13 protein-coding genes are annotated in these 16733 nt (G+C 72.2%); 5 read left to right on the top strand and 8 right to left on the bottom strand.

All coding sequences use genetic code 11. The features are described 5' to 3' along the window. Nucleotides 1–74 precede the first annotated feature (74 nt). The 3 genes from ACZ56U_RS12630 to ACZ56U_RS12620 all read left to right on the top strand — a co-directional run bounded on the left by ACZ56U_RS12630 (nt 75) and on the right by ACZ56U_RS12620 (nt 4206). Nucleotides 75–923, top strand: coding sequence for a 3-hydroxyacyl-CoA dehydrogenase family protein (locus ACZ56U_RS12630; protein ID WP_469084029.1), 849 nt, complete (start codon nt 75–77; stop codon nt 921–923). 184 nt (nt 924–1107) lie between these two features. After that, nucleotides 1108–1431, top strand: a complete 324-nt coding sequence (locus ACZ56U_RS12625; protein ID WP_469084028.1) for an STAS domain-containing protein — start codon at nt 1108–1110, stop codon at nt 1429–1431. A 261-nt stretch (nt 1432–1692) separates the two neighbouring features. Then, entirely contained in the window at nt 1693–4206 is a 2514-nt protein-coding gene (locus ACZ56U_RS12620) for an ATP-binding protein (RefSeq protein ID WP_469084027.1), read from the top strand. 79 nt (nt 4207–4285) lie between these two features. On the opposite strand, the gene nucS is transcribed toward ACZ56U_RS12620, so the two are convergent. After that, nucleotides 4286–4957: an endonuclease NucS gene (nucS, locus tag ACZ56U_RS12615; RefSeq protein ID WP_391232740.1), complete on the bottom strand. Its 672-nt coding sequence runs from the start codon at nt 4955–4957 to the stop codon at nt 4286–4288. A 248-nt stretch (nt 4958–5205) separates the two neighbouring features. Here nucS and ACZ56U_RS12610 point away from each other — a divergent pair, with 248 nt between their 5' ends. Next, the gene (locus ACZ56U_RS12610; RefSeq protein WP_391232739.1) at nt 5206–5598 is read left to right on the top strand and encodes an SCO5389 family protein; all 393 of its coding nucleotides are present in this window, start codon (nt 5206–5208) and stop codon (nt 5596–5598) included. Nucleotides 5599–5679: 81 nt separating this feature from the next. On the opposite strand, the gene ACZ56U_RS12605 is transcribed toward ACZ56U_RS12610, so the two are convergent. Further along, a complete protein-coding gene (locus ACZ56U_RS12605) occupies nt 5680–6708 on the bottom strand; it encodes an LLM class flavin-dependent oxidoreductase (protein WP_469084026.1) in 1029 nt (342 codons plus the stop codon). 222 nt (nt 6709–6930) lie between these two features. Here ACZ56U_RS12605 and ACZ56U_RS12600 point away from each other — a divergent pair, with 222 nt between their 5' ends. After that, complete coding sequence (locus ACZ56U_RS12600) at nt 6931–7254, top strand: ATP/GTP-binding protein (protein WP_469084025.1); 324 nt, start codon at nt 6931–6933, stop codon at nt 7252–7254. On the opposite strand, the gene ACZ56U_RS12595 is transcribed toward ACZ56U_RS12600, so the two are convergent. The 6 genes from ACZ56U_RS12595 to scy all read right to left on the bottom strand — a co-directional run bounded on the left by ACZ56U_RS12595 (nt 7251) and on the right by scy (nt 16616). Further along, nucleotides 7251–8129: an ABC transporter permease gene (locus ACZ56U_RS12595; protein WP_469084024.1), complete on the bottom strand. Its 879-nt coding sequence runs from the start codon at nt 8127–8129 to the stop codon at nt 7251–7253. The genes ACZ56U_RS12600 and ACZ56U_RS12595 overlap by 4 nt on opposite strands. After that, nucleotides 8126–9505 (bottom strand): ABC transporter ATP-binding protein, encoded by a 1380-nt coding sequence (locus tag ACZ56U_RS12590; RefSeq protein ID WP_469084023.1) that lies wholly within the window; start codon nt 9503–9505, stop codon nt 8126–8128. The genes ACZ56U_RS12595 and ACZ56U_RS12590 overlap by 4 nt, the downstream gene beginning before the upstream one ends. 133 nt (nt 9506–9638) lie before the next feature. Beyond that, nucleotides 9639–10409: an ABC transporter permease gene (locus ACZ56U_RS12585; RefSeq protein WP_469084022.1), complete on the bottom strand. Its 771-nt coding sequence runs from the start codon at nt 10407–10409 to the stop codon at nt 9639–9641. A gap of 2 nt (nt 10410–10411) precedes the next feature. After that, nucleotides 10412–11377: an ABC transporter ATP-binding protein gene (locus ACZ56U_RS12580; protein ID WP_469084021.1), complete on the bottom strand. Its 966-nt coding sequence runs from the start codon at nt 11375–11377 to the stop codon at nt 10412–10414. A 220-nt stretch (nt 11378–11597) separates the two neighbouring features. Further along, nucleotides 11598–12536: a coiled-coil domain-containing protein gene (locus ACZ56U_RS12575; RefSeq protein ID WP_391232731.1), complete on the bottom strand. Its 939-nt coding sequence runs from the start codon at nt 12534–12536 to the stop codon at nt 11598–11600. A 198-nt stretch (nt 12537–12734) separates the two neighbouring features. Beyond that, a complete protein-coding gene (gene scy, locus ACZ56U_RS12570; RefSeq protein WP_469084020.1) occupies nt 12735–16616 on the bottom strand; it encodes a polarized growth protein Scy in 3882 nt (1293 codons plus the stop codon). Nucleotides 16617–16733 lie beyond the last annotated feature (117 nt).

Below are 16733 nucleotides of genomic sequence, written 5' to 3'. Positions count from 1 at the left end.
CCTCACGAACGCTAGGGTCCGCCGGAGAGGCAATATCGACAGCGTTGCAAGGCGTTTCAAAGGGGAGTCGCACAGTGGCCAGGAAGCTTGCCGTCATCGGCGCCGGCTTGATGGGTTCCGGGATCGCCCAGGTCTCCGCGTCTGCGGGCTGGGACGTCGTCCTGCGGGACGTCACCGACGAGGCGCTGAAGCGTGGCACCGACGGCATCAAGGCCTCGTACGACAAGTTCGTGAGCAAGGGCAAGATGGAGGCGCACGACGCCGACACCGCCCTCGGCCGGATCACCGCGACCACCGACCTGGACGCCACCGCGGACGCCGACATCGTCGTCGAGGCCGTCTTCGAGAAGCTCGAGGTCAAGCACGAGATCTTCCGCACGCTCGACACGATCGTGCGCGAGGACACCGTGCTCGCCTCCAACACCTCCGCCATCCCGATCACCAAGATCGCGGCGGCCACCGAGCGCCCCGAGCGGGTCGTCGGCGTGCACTTCTTCTCACCGGTGCCGATGATGCAGCTCGTCGAGCTGGTCCGCGGCTACAAGACGAGTGACGAAACCCTCGCCACCGCGCGGGAGTTCGCCGAGTCCGTCGGCAAGACCTGCATCGTCGTCAACCGGGACGTGGCGGGCTTCGTGACCACGCGACTCATCTCCGCCCTCGTGGTGGAGGCGACCAAGCTCTACGAGTCCGGTGTCGCGAGCGCCGAGGACATCGACCTCGCCTGCAAGCTCGGCTTCGGCCACGCCATGGGCCCGCTGGCCACGGCGGACCTGACCGGCGTCGACATCCTGCTGCACGCCACCGGCAACATCTACACCGAGACCCAGGACGAGAAGTTCGCTCCGCCGGAGCTGATGCGCCGGATGGTTGACGCCGGTGACATCGGACGCAAGAGCGGGCAGGGCTTCTACAAGCACTGAGCATCAGCGCCATCAGGCGTCACCACCGGCACCGAAACCGCACAGGCCCCTGGAGTCTCACCCTCAGGGGTGAATTCGGTATCGGTTCGCTTACAGACGGCAACCTCTGACCGCCTCACGCAGTCAGAGGGTGCATCACCGGACATCACATTCGCGGAGCACGAGACGCACCACGGGAGCGCATATGTTCATCAGGGGCGACCACGCCGAGCTGGTCGTCGGGGGCCGCCTCGACGTCCGCAGCGCGGCGGACGCCCGTACGGTCCTGCACACGGCCCTCGACGACGGAGTCGGCGACCTGGTGCTGGACCTGTCCGAGCTCGACTCCTGGGACGCCACCGGACTCGGGGTGATCATGGGGGCCCACCGCAGGGCCGGCCGCTGCGGCCGACGCCTGGTGCTGCGCGACGTACCGCCGCAGATGCAGCGCCTGCTGGTGGCCACCCGCCTGCACCGGATCCTGGCGATCGAGGGCGGTATCGGGGTGGAGTCACTGCCCCGGGTGTGACCCCATGTGTGGACGCGGTGTGAGCGCCGGGTGTTCCCGTGGTGAAACGCAGGTCGCGCGCAATCCTCACGAGACTGTGACGTCTCGGACGGCGCGGGACCCCGGGCTGTCGTAGATACTGTGCGAAGGTTTAGGGTTCGGTCGCCCGCTGAGTGAACATCCCTGAATGAGCGGGCCCGGACCAGAAGCGACAGCGCGGTGTGCAGCAGGCCGGAGGGGGCCGCAAACGGCACACGAGACGCTTTTGGGGGGCTTGAACCTATGGACCCGAACAGCCGGGGACCCGAGGAGTACGGCCACAACGGTGACGGCAGAACGCCGCGCCAGCGCCCGCCCAGGGACCCCCTCACACCCGACCTCGGTCAGAGCGGACCCGTCCTGGCCCGCACGGTGCAGCTGGTGTCCGGCGACTACCTGCTCACCGTCAACCCCGTCGACGGCAGCGAGATAGAGGCCTGCCCGCCGGGCGAGCGGCCCTCGCGGCCCCGCAAGCTCAGCGCGACCGAACGCGCCGAGGCGGAGCGCGCGGCCAGACCGCCCGTCCCCGCCGGACTCACCCGGCCCGCCCTGCACCTGCTGGCCCGCCAGGACGAACGCGAACGCCTGGTGCGCCTGCTCGCCCGCGGCCGTTCGGTACGCCTCACCGGCCCCGCCGGCTCCGGCCGCACCAGCCTGCTCGGCCTCGTCGCCGAGGACTGCTCCGACCTCGCCCCCGACGGCGTGGTCCGGCTCAGCGGCTTCCACCGCACCGCCGACGACCTGCTCCACGACCTCTTCTACGCCGTCTTCGACGCGCCCCTGCACCGACCCGACCGCGAGGACCTGCTCGGGTACGTCCGGGAGATCGGCGCGGTCGTCGTCGTCGACGACATCGCGTTCGGCGGCGCCGCGCTGGAGGAGCTCCTCGACGCCACCCCCGAGTGCGCCTTCCTGGTCGCCGCGACACCCGAGGTGCCCGCGCCGTCCACCGGGTCGGACCTGGAGGAGGTCCTCCTCAGCGGCCTGGACCGGGCCGGCGGTGTCGAGCTCCTGGAGCGCGGCGTCGGCCGGACCCTCACCGAGGAGGAGGCCAACTGGGCGGGCGACCTCTGGTTCGAGTCCGAGGGCCTGCCGCTGCGCTTCGTCCAGGCCGGTGCCCTGCTCCGGCAGCGCGACGAACTGCGGGCCGGCGCGGACGCCTTCGACGAGTTCGGGGTCTTCCAGGACGCCCCGGTCGACGCCCCCTTCGAGGCCGGCGACGGCCACGACGTGCCCCTGCCCTCGCTCGCCGAGGGCGCCGCCCCCGCGGCCCTGCTCGCGGGCCGGCTCAGCGACTCGGCGCGTGACGCCCTGCGGTTCGCCGTGGCGCTCGGCGGCGAGGTGCCGCACCAGGCACACCTGCCCGCCCTCGTCGGCGACACCCACGCCGACGCCGCCCTCGGGGAACTGCTCGGCTGCGCGCTGGTCACCCCGGTCGGCTCCCGCTACCGGCTCGCCGCCGGTGTCCAGGCCCAGCTGGAGGCCGCCGGATACGGCGCGGACATCGAGGCCAAGGCCCTCGCCGCGGCCCGGCACTACGCCTGGTGGGCCGGCCACCCCTCGGTCACCCCCGAGCGGGTCTGCGCGGAGGCGGACGCCGTCCTCGCCGCCCTCGGCGTCCTCGTTCCGGCCGCCCTGCCGCCCGCGGAGGACGAGGAGACGGTCACCGTCCAGCTGGCCCGCACGGCGGCGCCCGCGTTCGCCGCGGGGCTGCACTGGAGCGCCTGGGAGCGGACCCTGCGGTTCGGCACCGAGGCCGCCCGGCTCGCCGGTGAGGTCGGCGAACAGGCCTACTTCCACCACGAGTTGGGCATCCTCGCCCTCTGCTCCGGCGAGCTCGACCGGGCCCGCTCCGAGCTGGAGACGTCCATCGGGCTGCGTGGCGCCCTCGCCGACAAGCGCGGTGCCGTCGCGGGCCGGCGGGCCCTCGCCCTGGTCTCCGACCGCCTGGGCATACCGCTCGGCACAGTGACGGCGACCGCGGGCGAGGAGGTGCCCGACGCCCGGCACGAGGAGTCGCAGTCGCCGCCCGGGGGAGTGCCCGCGGCCTTCCCGCCGCTGGTGTCACCGCTCGACAACTCGACGCTGGTCACCAACCGGGTACCGGCCGCGGCCCCCGTCCCCAACCGCAAGGCCCGTGGCGGTCTGCGGGGTCTGGCCCGCCGCAACCTCGTCGCGGCCGGCGCGGGCGCGCTGCTCGCCGCGGTGCTGGGTACGGTCGTGACACTCGGCGCCACCTCCGACAAGGACCCCAACTCCCCGTCCCGCCAGGTCGGACCCAACCCGTCGGCCACCCAGGGCCTGGAGGAGGGCAGCCTCGGCGCCGACGTGCCGAAGAACGACGACGGCTCCGGCGACACCGGCACCGCCACCAGCAGGCCGACCGATCCGGGCCCCGACGGCACCTACGGCACGTCCGACGACCCGACGCCGACGGACACGGCGGAGCCCTCGGACGACCCGAGCGGGACGAAGGGGCCGTCGAGTTCGCCGACCAGGACGCCCACGAGCAAGCCGCCGACGCCGACGTCCAAGCCGTCGACCTCGTCGACGCCCACGACGCCGACCCCGACGCCGAGCGGGACCTCGCCGTCGTCGTCGCCCTCGACCAGCCCGACCCCGGAGCCCACGGGCGAGCCGTCCACCTCCGACTCGGCCAGCGGGCCGGCCTCCTCCAGCGCACCGGCGAGCACGCCCGCCAGTGCCCCGGAGAGCGGCGGCGCGGGTTCGCCGAGCGGTTCGGGCGCCGTGATCTGAGGCGCCCCACGGCACGCGAGAGGGCCGGGTCCTGGAACGGACCCGGCCCTCGTCGTCGTGGCGGAGGAAGCGGTGGCTGTCAGAACAGCCGCAGCTTGTCGTCCTCGATGCCGCGCAGCGCGTTGTAGTCGAGGACCGTGCAGCCGATGCCGCGGTCGGTGGCCAGGACGCGGGCCTGCGGCTTGATCTCCTGGGCGGCGAAGATGCCGCGGACCGGGGCGAGATGGGGGTCGCGGTTCAACAGCTCCAGATAGCGGGTGAGTTGCTCCACGCCGTCGATCTCGCCGCGCCGCTTGATCTCGACCGCGACGGTCTGTCCCTCGGCGTCCCGGCAGAGGATGTCGACCGGGCCGATGGCGGTCATGTACTCGCGGCGGATCAACGTGTAGCCGTCGCCGAGGGTTTCGATGCGGTCGGCGAGCAGCTCCTGAAGGTGTGCTTCCACGCCGTCCTTGATCAGGCCGGGATCCACGCCCAGTTCGTGCGAGGAGTCGTGGAGGATCTCCTCCATCGTGATGATCAGCTTCTCGCCGCCTTTGTTGACGACGGTCCAGACGCCCTCTTCGTCGCCCGAGCCCTCCTTCAGCGTGCAGGGCGGCGACATCCAGTTCAGGGGCTTGTAGGCCCGGTCGTCCGCGTGGATCGACACGCTGCCGTCCGCCTTCACCAGGATGAGACGGGGGGCGGACGGGAGGTGGGCGGTGAGCCGGCCCGCGTAGTCGACGGAGCACCGGGCGATGACGAGACGCATGGTCGGCAACGCTACTCGACGGGCCAGGGTCCACGCGATTCGCCCCAGAAACGCGATGTTCGTTTGTGGCCGATTGTGTCCCTAACCAGGCCTCTCTATGTACGCGTTTTCCTGGTGCCGTCACCGCCCGTTGCCTACCGTAGTAAACGGGAGGTCGCGATGTGTGCACGCAGCGTGTTCGATTCGCGAACTCCCTTACCTGTCCGGCAACTCCTGAACGACCGTTCGGGGGTGCGAGAGGAGAACCCATGTCGCTCGACGTCTCACCGGCCCTACTCGAGAAGGCCGAGCGAGGCGAGGTCGACGAAGCGGAATTCGTCGACTGCGTCCGGACCTCCCTGCCCTACGCATGGGAGATGATCAGCTCCCTGGTGGCCCAGCTGAAGGTCGACGGTGGATCGTTCGCCGACAACCAGACGCCTCCGCCGGACGAGCAGGCACGCGGTCAGCTGCTGCGTGCGCTTGCGAGTGACGCGATACGCGGCGCGCTGCAAAGGCACTTCGGGGTGCGACTGGCCTTCCAGAACTGCCACCGTGTGGCGGTGTTCCCGCTGGACGGCTCGGTGGACGAGACGCTGGCCCGCTTCACCTCGGTCCGCAGTCAGCTGCTCAACCAGTCACCGGAGTTCCGGGACTGCTGAGCCGGTGGTTGTGCTGCTTGCCGCTCCGTACGCGGGAGGTGCATCAAGTACCGGGGCGGCAAGCACGTCGGACGGACACGCTCAGCCGAGGTGGGGGAGCACCTCGGCGCCCAGCCGCCGTACGTTCTCCTCGGTCGCCGCGAGGTCTCCCGAGCCCTCCACGAGCAGGGCGAAGCGGGAGATGCCGGTCCGCTCACTGGTCGCGGCGAGCCGGTCGGCGCACAACCGGGGGGTGCCCACCGGGTGCAGCCCGCAGAGCAGTTCGGTGTACGCCACGGGGTCGCGCATCGACCGCTGCCGGCCGTCGACCGTCACATGGGCCTCCAGGCCCAGCTTCAGCCAGCCCGGCATCGCCTTCGTCAGGGTCTCCACCGCGTCCGTACGCCGGTCGGCGATCTGGCAGACGCCGGCGGAGACATGGGGTGCTTCCAGGACCGCCGGCGGTGAGTGCCCCGCGGCGCGCGCGTGACTGCGCCACAGGGCGACCATCTCCGCCTTCTCCTCGTCCCCGACATGCATCCCGAGCAGCATCGGCAGCCCGCGCTCGGCCGCCAGCCGCACACTCGCCGGGGACGTGCACGCGACGATCACCTCGGGGCCGGGCTCCTCCGACAGGGACTCCGAGGGCCGCGGTACGACGGGCACCTCCCGGAAGTCGAAACGCCCGCCGGAGGCCCCGACCGAGGGTTCGCGCAGCCACCGGACCAGCAGATCGAGTGATTCCGGGAACCCGGTCTCGTACGCCTCCAGACCCGAGCCGAAGACCTCCAGGTCGACCCAGGGCCCGCCGCGGCCCACGCCCAGCGAGAACCGGCCGCCGGACGTGATGTGCAGCAGCGCGGCCTGCTCGCCGAGGGCGACCGGGTGGACGGTGGGCAGCACACTGACCGCGGTGCCGACCCGCAGCCGGCGGGTACGGCCGAGCAGCAACGCGGCCAGGGTGACGGCCGACGGGCAGGTGCCGTACGGGACGAAGTGGTGCTCGGCCAGCCAGACCGAGTCCAGACCCGCCTCCTCGGCCACCTCGGCCGAGCGGACCGCGCGGTGCAGCGCCTCCCCCTGGCCCTGCCCCGGGAACTGGGCCGCCAACACGAAACTTCCAACGCGCATAGTGGTTTTCCTGCTTCCTTGGCTCCGGCGTGGAGCTCCCCCACTCGGCATAACCGTCTGACACGTGCCGAGGACACGGCCTGGCGAAGAGATTTGCGGATTGTCTTCAGAATGGGGCGCCCCCGAGGGGGACTTGTGGGGGTTGGCGCCCTACGCGTACCCCTGCTCCCGCCGCGTAGGCTGGACACGGCCCGTGTCCTGTATAGCCCCGTGAGGTGTCCTGTGTCCCCGCGTCGCAACCGACCCAGAGGAGCCGCTTCGTGGGGCGGGGACGACCGCTCGGGCCGATACGGCGGGTTCCAGTCCACCGAGAGCTGGCAGGGCGAGGAGTGGAACGTCCGGCATGTGGCGGGGGCCAGCGCCCAGGGCAAGGCCTACCGCTGCCCCGGCTGCGACCAGTTGATCCCGGACGGTGTCCCGCACGTCGTGGCCTGGCCGGACCACTCGGGTGTCGACGAGCGCCGGCACTGGCACAAGGCGTGCTGGAACGCGAAGGACCGCCGCACCTCGAGGGTGCAGCGGTCCCGTAACGCGCCCCGGTTCTAGACGTCCCGCTGGTTCAGCAGCGCGAGCGCGCCGGCGAACGCGGCGGCCGTCACGCCGATGATGATCCACAGCGGGTCCCAGCCGGACGGGCCGGACTCGGTGAGCGAGTTGGCGTAGAAGACGCTCAGCTGGTTCGGGATCGAGTACTCGAACAGGGCCTCGCGCAGACCCGACAGCGTCTCCGTGAACATGAACAGCGCGATCACCAGCGGGGCCAGCACCAGGCCGATCATGATGGTGATGGCGCCCGCCGAGTGCCGGATGATCGAGCCGACGATCAGCGACAGCAGCCCCAGCATCGCGATGTAGAACGAGATGCCGAAGGTGCCCTTCAGCCATTCCTCGCCGGAGGGGTCCCGGGCGCCGGTGCCGTCCAGCAGGGCCACGTCGGCGAGGGCGACCAGCAGCGCCGACGCGAACGTGACGACGAAGGCGACCAGGAAGAACACGATGGCCTTCGCGGCCAGCACCCGGCCACGGCTCGGGCACGCCGTCATGGTGGTGCGGATCATGCCGGTGCCGTACTCGGACGCGGTGGTCAGCACGCCGAGCGTGATGATGCACATCGAGCCGAGCAGCAGCCCGAAGAAGCCGAACGACAGCGGGTTCTCACCGGCCAGGTCGGACTCGCCGGCGCTGCTGGACACCACCGAGGCGGCGAGCAGCCCGATCCCGATGACGAGCAGGACGAACACGCCCAGCGTCCACATCGTCGAGCGCACCGACCGGATCTTGGTCCACTCCGAGGCGAGCGCGTGCCCGAGGTGCGTGCGCACCACCGGGATCGGCGACGTGTACGTGGCGTACGAAGGGGCGGGCGCCGCGTGCCACTCGGGTGCGGCGGTCTGCGGCATCGGGGGCTGCGGCGTGCTCATCGGGCGTCCTCGGGCTTGGTCAGGTCGGCGGGCTGCGGGGCACCTGCGGCGGGCGCGGCGGCCGGGGGCGGCGGCGCGGCGGCGCTCGCCGTGGCGGCGGGCGCGGACTGCTCCGGTCCGGTGGCCGCCGGGGGCTGCGCGGCGGCGGCCTGGGTGCCCTGGGCGGGCTGCGAGGCCGCAGGGGTGGCCGCGGGACCGGCGGGCTGGGCCGGGCTCTGGGGGGCCTGGGGAGGCGTCTGGGCGTACGGGTTGGGCTGGCCCGCGCCGGGGGCGCCGTACGGGCCCGCCGGGGGGTGTCCCGCGCCGTAGGGGCTCGGGGCGCCCTGCGGGGCCGCGAAGGGCTGGCCGCCCTGCTGCGGCGGCGGAGGCGCGTACCAGCCGGGCTGGCCCTGCCCGGGCACCGGCATCGGCGGCTGGGCGCCGGGCGGCAGCGGCTGCTGGAGACCGGCCTTCTGGTCGGTCGTCGAGCGGTAGTCGACGGCGCCCTGGGTCATCCGCATGTACGCCTCCTCCAGGGACGCCTGGTGCGGGGAGAGCTCCCACAGCCGTACGTCCGTGTCGTGGGCGATGTCGCTGATCCGGGGGAGCGGCAGGCCGGTGATGCGCAGCGCGCCGTCCTGCTCGGTCATGACGTGACCGCCCGCCTCGGCCAGCGCGGAGGTCAGCTTCTCGCGCAACTGCGGCTCGGTGTCGGGCGTGCGCACGCGCGCGAAGCCGGCGGAGTTCGCGGCGATGAAGTCCTGCACGCTCATGTCGGCCAGCAGTTGTCCGCGCCCGATCACGATCAGGTGGTCGGCGGTCAGCGCCATCTCGCTCATGAGGTGGGAGGAGACGAAGACCGTACGGCCCTCCGCCGCGAGCGACTTCATCAGGTTCCGCACCCAGAGGATGCCCTCGGGGTCGAGGCCGTTGACCGGCTCGTCGAAGAGCAGCACCTGGGGGTCGCCGAGCAGCGCGGCGGCGATGCCGAGGCGCTGGCCCATGCCGAGGGAGAAGCCCTTGGAGCGCTTGCGCGCCACGTCCTGGAGGCCGACCACGCCGAGCACCTCGTCCACCCGGCGGGCCGGGATGCCGGAGAGCTGGGCGAGGCAGAGCAGGTGGTTGCGGGCGTGCCGGCCGCCGTGCACGGCCTTGGCGTCGAGCAGGGCGCCGACCTGGCGGGGGGCGTTGGGCAGCTTGCGGTACGGGTAGCCGCCGATCGTCACCTGCCCCGAGGTGGGGTTGTCCAGGCCGAGGATCATCCGCATCGTCGTCGACTTGCCGGAGCCGTTGGGGCCCAGGAAGCCGGTGACGGATCCGGGCCGCACCTGGAAGGAAAGGTTGTACACAGCGGTCTTGTCGCCGTAGCGCTTGGTCAGGCCGACTGCCTCGATCATGCTCCGCACCCATCAAAGGTTCAGGACAGCAGGGCACACGCCCCCGTAAGGGTTAGGAGCTTATCGGGACGCTGACGGTTCCCATCAAGAGCGAGTAAAGATCCCGGGGCCGCGACCGCCCCGCTCGTCGGGGTCAGGCGTCCCGCTTCTTCAGCAGGAGGTACCCGCCGGCGAGCGCCGCGACCACCCACAGCACCATGATCGCGAGCCCGCCCCAGGGGCCGTAGGGGGTGTCGTCGTCGACGGGCGTGACCACCTGCATGATCTTGCTGCCGGCCTGGTCCGGCAGGTACCGGCCGACGTTCTTGGTCGCGGAGACGGCACCGAGGATGTTGGAGATCAGGAAGAAGAACGGCATCAGGATGCCCAGCGACAGCATCGGCGAGCGCAGCATCGCGGCGACGCCCATGGAGAACATCGCGATGAGGGTCATGTAGAGCCCACCGCCGATGACCGCGCGCAGCACGCCCGGGTCACCGATCCCGGCGCGGTGCGAGCCGAGCATGGCCTGGCCGAGGAAGAAGGCGACGAAGCTGGTGGCCATGCCGACGACCAGCGCGAGACCGGTCGCCACCGCGATCTTGCTGAACAGGAAGGTGCCGCGCTGCGGTACGGCGGCCAGCGAGGTGCGGATCATGCCGGTGCTGTACTCGTTGGAGACGACGAGCACCCCGAACACGATCATCGCGAGCTGACCGAGGCTCATCCCGGCGAAGCTGATGTAGGTGGGGTCGAAGGAGAGCTTGTCCTTGGTGCTCATGTCGTCGAACTCGTTCTTCGACAGGGCCGAGATGAGCATGCCGAGCGCGAGCGTGACGACCACGGCGAGGGAGAGCGTCCACACCGTGGACGCCACCGACCGGATCTTGGTCCACTCGGATCGGACGACCTGGATCGCCGCCATGGTCAGTTCCCCTTCCAGCCCTCGCCCCACGGAGCCTGCGGCGGCTGCGGTGCGGCGGGCGTGTCGGTGTGCGCGTGGTACTCGACCGACTCGGCGGTCAGCTGCATGAACGCCTCCTCCAGGGAGGCCTGCTGGGGGCTCAGCTCGTGCAGCACGATCTGGGCCTGCGCGGCCAGCTCCCCGATCTGCTCGGGTTTGCCGCCGTCGACCTCCAGCGTCCCGCCGCCGTTCTCCACGACCGTGATCCCGGCCTCGTGCAGCACGTCGAGCAGCCGCTCGCGCTGGGGCGAGCGGATCCGGACGTACGACCGTGAGTTCTGCTCGATGAAGTCGGCCATGGAGGTGTCGGCGAGCAGCCGTCCCTGACCGATGACGACGAGGTGGTCGGCGGTCAGCGCCATCTCGCTCATGAGGTGGCTCGACACGAACACGGTCCGCCCCTGCGCGGCCAGCGATTTCATGAGGTTGCGGATCCAGTGGATGCCCTCGGGGTCGAGCCCGTTGACCGGCTCGTCGAACATCAGGATCCGCGGGTCCCCGAGGAGCGCGCCCGCGATGCCGAGCCGCTGTCCCATGCCGAGCGAGAACCCCTTGGCCTTCTTCCTCGCCACCGCGGTCAGGCCGACGGTGTCGAGGACCTCGTCGACCCTCTTCCGGGGGATCCCATTGCTCTGGGCGAGGCACAGGAGGTGGTTGAAGGCGCTGCGGCCGCCGTGCATGGCCTTGGCGTCGAGCAGGGCGCCGATGTACTTCAGCGGGTCCTTCAGCCGGTCGTAGTGCTGTCCGTCGATGCGGACGTCGCCGGCGGTGGGGCGGTCGAGGCCGAGCATCATCCGCATCGTCGTCGACTTGCCGGCGCCGTTGGGTCCGAGGAAGCCCGTGACGATGCCGGGCCTGACGGTGAAGGTGAGGTTGTTGACCGCGACCTTCTCGCCGTAGCGCTTGGTCAGGCCCTCGAGCTCGATCATGGGGCCACGCTAGGACGGGCTCCTGGCGGCTGCCACTCGTGCGGGCGGACGGTGCCCGGCCAGCCGGGCAGGAGAAGGTGAACGCCGTCGGCCGAAGGAAGGCGCGTCCCGCCGGGGGCTCCCGCCGCAGGGTCCCGGCTCGCGGCGACGACGTGGTGGCACGCCGGAGGCCCGCACCCCCGGGGGAGACGGTACGGGCCTCTGGAACGTGCGTTACCGCTTACCGGGACTGCTGGGCCGGCACTCCACGGGAGATCGGCTCGTCGTCCGTGGCCGGCGAACCGGCCGCGGCCACCGCGGCGCCCGTGAGCGTCGCCAGCATCTCGCGGACGTTCGTCAGCTGGGCGTTGATCGAGTCGCGGCGGTTGGTCAGCGCCGCGAGCTCGCGCTCGGATTCCGAACGGATGCGGTCGGCCTTGGCGTTGGCGTCCGCCACGATGTCCTCGGCCTGGCGCTGAGCGGTCTCCACCGTCTGGCGGGCCCGGCGCTCGGCGTCGGTGCGCAGCTTCTCGGCCTCCAGGCGCAGCTGCTCCGCGCGGTGCTCGATCTCCGCGAGACGCTTCTCGGCCTTCTGCTGACGGGACGCGAGGTCGCGCTCGGACTGCTCGCGACGCTTGGCGAGGTTCGTCTCGAAGTCCGCGGCGGCCTGGGCGGCCTTGGCGCGGGTCTCCTCGAAGAGGGCGTCCGCCTCCTCACGCTTGGACTGCGCGTCCTTCTGCGCCTCCTGGCGCAGCTGCGACGCGTCGCTCTTGGCCTTCTCGACGATCCGGACGCCTTCGTCCTCGGCCTTGGACTTGCGCTCCGCGGCGAACGACTCCGCGTCGTTGCGCACCTGCTGGGCCGCCGACTCGGCGAGCTCGCGGTGCTGCTCGGCCGCGCGACGGGCCTCCTCGCGCAGGTCCTTGGCCTCCTCCTCGGCGAGGCGGAGGATCTTCTCGACACGCGCGCCGAGACCGGCGTACGACGGCTCGGCGTCGCTTACCTGGGCCTGGGCGTTCTGCGTCTCGAGGTGGAGCTCCTCGATGCGCTTTTCCAGAGCGGTGATGCGGGAGAGAGCGCTGTCACGGTCGGAGACGAGCTTGGAGATCCGTTCGTCCACCTGAGCGCGGTCGTACCCACGCCGCACAAGCTCGAAGCCGTAGGGGGAAGTGTCGCTCATGGGGTTCCTGTCAAATGAGACCGGTGAGGTGATAGGGGGAATCCTAGGGGCCGAAGCGGTGTGTCATCGAGCGGATACGGGTTTGATCTGGAGAATGACACCCCTTTTGAGTGGCTAACCCCCGGACAGCTTGCCAAAAAGTTGGTCAAAGGCCGCAGACGGCACCGGAATTCGACCTGTCGGTCAGCTGTCCGTCGCCTAACTGTCCGGCGACTTGCCACCCGAACGAGGGGCACCGACCGAGACCCCCGCCTTGACGCCGCCGTCCTTGCCCGCCACAGGCGCCTCGAAGGACTCCAACGCCTCCAGGACGTCCTGGACACGGGAGATCTCGACGTTGATGTCCTCCCGCCGGCGCACCAGCACCTCCAGCTCCCGCTTGCCCTCCTCGACGGTGCGCCGGGCCTCGCGGATCGCCTCCGCCTTGAGCTCCTCGGCCTCCCTGATGAGCGCCGCCTTCTTCTGCTCGGCCTCCTTCAGGAGCCCCTCGGCCTTCTTCACGGCGGCGATACGGACCTTGCCCGCCTCGGAGTTGGCCTCCGACACCAGCTCCTTGGCCTTCGCCTGCGCCTTCGCCAGCTGCTCCTCGGAGGCCTTGATGAGCGCGTCGCAGCGGTCACCGGTCGACTTCATCGTCTCGGCGGCCTCGCGGCGGGCCCGCTCGTGCAGCTCCTCGATCTCGGTCGTGATCCGGTCGCGCAGCTCCTCGGCGCGCTCCCTTATGGCGGTGGCGTCCCGGCGGGCACCGACGAGCAGCTCGTCCGCGTCCGTACGGGCCTTCTCCACGCGTGTGTTGCCCTCGACCGTCGCCTCCGCGACCAGGCGGTCGGCCTCCTTGCGGGCCGCGCCCACCATGCTGTCGGCCTGCGCCTCGGCGTCCGCGGTGGCCTTGAGCGCCTGCGCCTGTGCCTCGCTGAGCAGCTTGTCCGCCTCGGCGGTGGTCTCCGTGATGAGCGTGTCGACCTGCTCGGCCACGTCCTGGCGGCGCTTGTTCGCCTCCTGGCGGGCCTCGTCGAGGGTGCGCTCGGCCTCCTCGCGCGCGGCCGCGGTGACCCGCTCCGCCTCGGCCAGGGCGTCGGCCTTGACCCGCTCGGAGTCGGAACGGACCCGATCGGCGTGCTGCTGGGCGGAGCCGACCGTGTCGGCGGCCTCGGCACGCAGCCGCTCGGCGTCGCCGGCGGCGTCCGCGATCAGCTTCTCGGCCTTGGCGACCGCCTCGGAGCGGACCCGCTCCGCCTCGGCGACCGTGTCCTGGCGCAGCCGGTCGGTGTCGGTGAGGGTCTCGGTGGTGAGCCGCTCGGCCTCGTTGCGCGCCTCGGTGATGAGGGTGTCGGCCTGCGCGGCGGCGTCCGAGCGGATGCGGTTGGCGTCCTCGCGGGCGTCCGCCCGGGTCCGGGCCGCGGCCTGGTCGGCCTCGGCGAGGGCGTCCGCGACTTCGGTGCGCACCCGCTGGGCGTGCTCGGAGGCGTCCGACCTGAGCCGCTCCGCCTCCGCGATGGCATCGCCGACGGTGCGCTCGGCGAGCGCCTTGGCGGCCTCCGACTCCTCGGTGGCCTCCCGGCGCACCCGGATCGCGTCCTCGCCGGCCCGCTCCCGCTCGGCGTAGGCGTCGGAGCGGACGCGGTCCGCCTCCTCCTCGGCCTCCCGGCGGGTGCGCTCCGCGACGTGCTCGGCGGCGCTGCGCAGCCCGGCGATCTCCTCCTGGGCCTGCTCGTGCAGCCCGGCGACGGACTCGCGGACCTGCTGGGCGTGCTGCTCGGCCGCGAACACCATCTCGGTGGCGCGCCGGTCCGCCTCCTCGACCAGGCGCACCGCCTCGGCCTGCGCCTCCTCGACCCGGTTGCGCGCCGAGGCGAGCAGCTCCTCGCTCTGCTCGCGGGCCCGCTCACGCTCCTGGTCGGCCTCCTGGCGGGCCGAACCGAGGGTCTCCTCGGCCTCCCGGCGGCGCCGGGCGGCCTCCTCCTGGGCGGCGGCCAGCGTCTCTGACGCCTCGGTCGCCAGCCGCTCGGCGGCGGCCTGCGCCTCCGCCCGGACCCGGTCGGCGGTGTCCTGCGCCTCCGACTTCAGCCGCTCCGCCTCGGCCGCGGCGTCCGACCTCAGGCGTACGGCGACGGCCTCGCCCTCGGCCCGGGACGTGGAGGCGTCCGCGGCGGCCTCGGTGCGCAGCCGGTCGGCCTCGGCCTCGGCCTGCTGCTGGAGGGTGCGGATCCGCTCGGCGGCCTCGGTGCGCAGCCGGTCGGTCTCCTCGGCGGCCTCGCGGCGGATCCGCGCGGCCTCCTCACGGGCCTCCGTCAGCGCCTGCTCGGCGGCCGCGAGGCGCTCCTCGGCCTCGTGATGCAGCCGGTTCAGCTCCTCGGCGGCCTCGGCGCGGCGCGCCTCCATGGCGCGCTCGGTCTCCTCGCGCAGCTCCAGGGCGGCCCGCTCGGCGTCGGCCCGGATGCCCTCGGCCTGCTCGGCGACCTCCTCGCGGTGCCGCTCGGCCTCCTGACGGGTGCGCTGGAGGGTCTCCTCGGCCTGCCGGCGCAGCGAGGTGGCGCGCTCGATGGCCTCGGTGCGGACCTTCTCGCTGTCGGTGGTCGCGGTCTGGCGCAGCTCGTCGGCGTCCGCCTTGGCCTTCGCCAGCAGCTCCTCGGCGGTCTTGGCCGCCTCCTCGATCTGCTGGACGGCCTCCTTGCGGGCCTCCGCGCGGATCTTCTCGCCCTCGGCGACCGCGTCGGCCCGCAGCTGCTCGGCCTCGCCACGCAGCCGGCGCGCCTCCTCCTGCAGCTCGACCGTTTTGGCGCGGTACTCCTTGGTGTCGTCCTTCGCCGACCCCTTGAGCTCCTCGGCGATGTCGTGGGCCTCGGCGCGCAGCCGGTCGGCCTCGGCCTCCGCCTCGCGGCGGATCCGCTCGGCCTCCTCGGCGGCCGCCTTGGTGGTCCGCTGCGCGTCCTCCTGCGCCTTGTTGAGGACGTCCTCGGCGGTCTTGGCCGCCTTCGACAGCTGGGTCGCGCTCTCCTCGGCGGTGAGCGTGCGAGCCTTCTCGGCGGCCTCCTCGAGGATCCGCTCGGCCTCCGCGCGGGCGTCCGCGACGGCCTGTTCGGCGTCCGCCTTGGTGGTCTCGGCCTCCTTGGTGGCCTCGCTGACCAGCCGGGCGACCTGCTCCTTGGCGGTCCGCGTGCGCTGTTCGTTCGCCGACTCGGCGCCGGCCAGGGCCTTCTCGGCGGCGGACTTGGCCTCGGTGACGAGCTTCTCGGCCTCGGCCTGCGCCTTGCGCAGCGCCTCCTCGGCCTCCGCCATCCGCTGCTCGGCGGCCCGGCTCAGCTCGGTCGCCTGGCGGCGGGCGCTGTCCGACTCGGTCGCCGTGGAGCTGCGCAGCTGCTCGGCGTGCTCGGTGGCCTCCTGCGCCTGGGTGGACGCGGCGTTCAGCAGCCGCTCGGCGTCCGCGCGGGCGCGGCGCAGCAGCTGGTCGGCCTCCGCGCGGGCCGCCTCGGCCTCGCTCTGGAGCCGCTGCCGGGCCTCGGCGGCGACCCGCTCGGCCTCGGCACGGGCGGCGGCCATGGCCTGCTCGGCCTCCGCGCGGGACTCCTCCAGGAGCCGGCGGGCCTGCTGCTCGGTGCGGGCGCGCAGCTGCTCGGCCCACGCCACGTTCTCGTTGACGTGCGACTCGACGGTCTGGCGGCGCTCGGCGAGTTCCTGGTCCAGCTGCTGGCGGCGGGTGACCGCCTCCTGGTGCAGTTCCGCCTGGAGGCGGGCCGCGTTCTCGGCGTGTTCCTGGAGGATGCGCTGGGTCTGCGCCCGCGCCTGGCTCAGCTCGCGCTCGGCGTCCTGGCGCAGCTGGTCGGCCTGGATCTGGGCGTTACGGAGCAACTGTTCGGCCTGATAGCCGATGTCGCCGCCGTCGTAGGACGGTCGGGACATGAGGGTGCGCCGCGCCTCGTGCAACTTGGCGCGCAGCACCTCGACCTGGTAGCCGAGGTCCTCGGCGTGCTGGATCGCCTTCTCCCGCTCGGTCTTCAGCCGATCCATCTCGGCCTCGAACCGAGAGAGGTGGTCGACGTCAGCCGCCGGCTCTCGCTCCTGGCGTTCGTAGCCCCGCACTGCGCGGTCCCATCCGTCCCCTGGTCGCATGTCTGGCCAAACGAGCTCCGTCCGTCCGCCGAACGGGGCCCCCGGGGAATGGTGTCAGATCAACGGCGGAGCATGGGCTTCAGCCCC

This window comes from Streptomyces sp. NPDC034103, from assembly GCF_055575395.1.
Note: the sequence above shows the minus strand (reverse complement) of the source record. Positions and strands in the feature narration are given on the sequence as shown.

What these genes read in the sequence shown, in the direction of transcription:
- ACZ56U_RS12625 (WP_469084028.1), top strand. Translation starts at nt 1,108, where the DNA reads ATGTTCATCAGGGGCGACCACGCCGAGCTGGTCGTCGGGGGCCGCCTC.
- ACZ56U_RS12620 (WP_469084027.1), top strand. Translation starts at nt 1,693, where the DNA reads ATGGACCCGAACAGCCGGGGACCCGAGGAGTACGGCCACAACGGTGAC.
- nucS (WP_391232740.1), bottom strand. Translation starts at nt 4,957, where the DNA reads ATGCGTCTCGTCATCGCCCGGTGCTCCGTCGACTACGCGGGCCGGCTC.
- ACZ56U_RS12610 (WP_391232739.1), top strand. Translation starts at nt 5,206, where the DNA reads ATGTCGCTCGACGTCTCACCGGCCCTACTCGAGAAGGCCGAGCGAGGC.
- ACZ56U_RS12605 (WP_469084026.1), bottom strand. Translation starts at nt 6,708, where the DNA reads ATGCGCGTTGGAAGTTTCGTGTTGGCGGCCCAGTTCCCGGGGCAGGGC.
- ACZ56U_RS12595 (WP_469084024.1), bottom strand. Translation starts at nt 8,129, where the DNA reads ATGAGCACGCCGCAGCCCCCGATGCCGCAGACCGCCGCACCCGAGTGG.
- ACZ56U_RS12590 (WP_469084023.1), bottom strand. Translation starts at nt 9,505, where the DNA reads ATGATCGAGGCAGTCGGCCTGACCAAGCGCTACGGCGACAAGACCGCT.
- ACZ56U_RS12585 (WP_469084022.1), bottom strand. Translation starts at nt 10,409, where the DNA reads ATGGCGGCGATCCAGGTCGTCCGATCCGAGTGGACCAAGATCCGGTCG.
- ACZ56U_RS12580 (WP_469084021.1), bottom strand. Translation starts at nt 11,377, where the DNA reads ATGATCGAGCTCGAGGGCCTGACCAAGCGCTACGGCGAGAAGGTCGCG.
- ACZ56U_RS12575 (WP_391232731.1), bottom strand. Translation starts at nt 12,536, where the DNA reads ATGAGCGACACTTCCCCCTACGGCTTCGAGCTTGTGCGGCGTGGGTAC.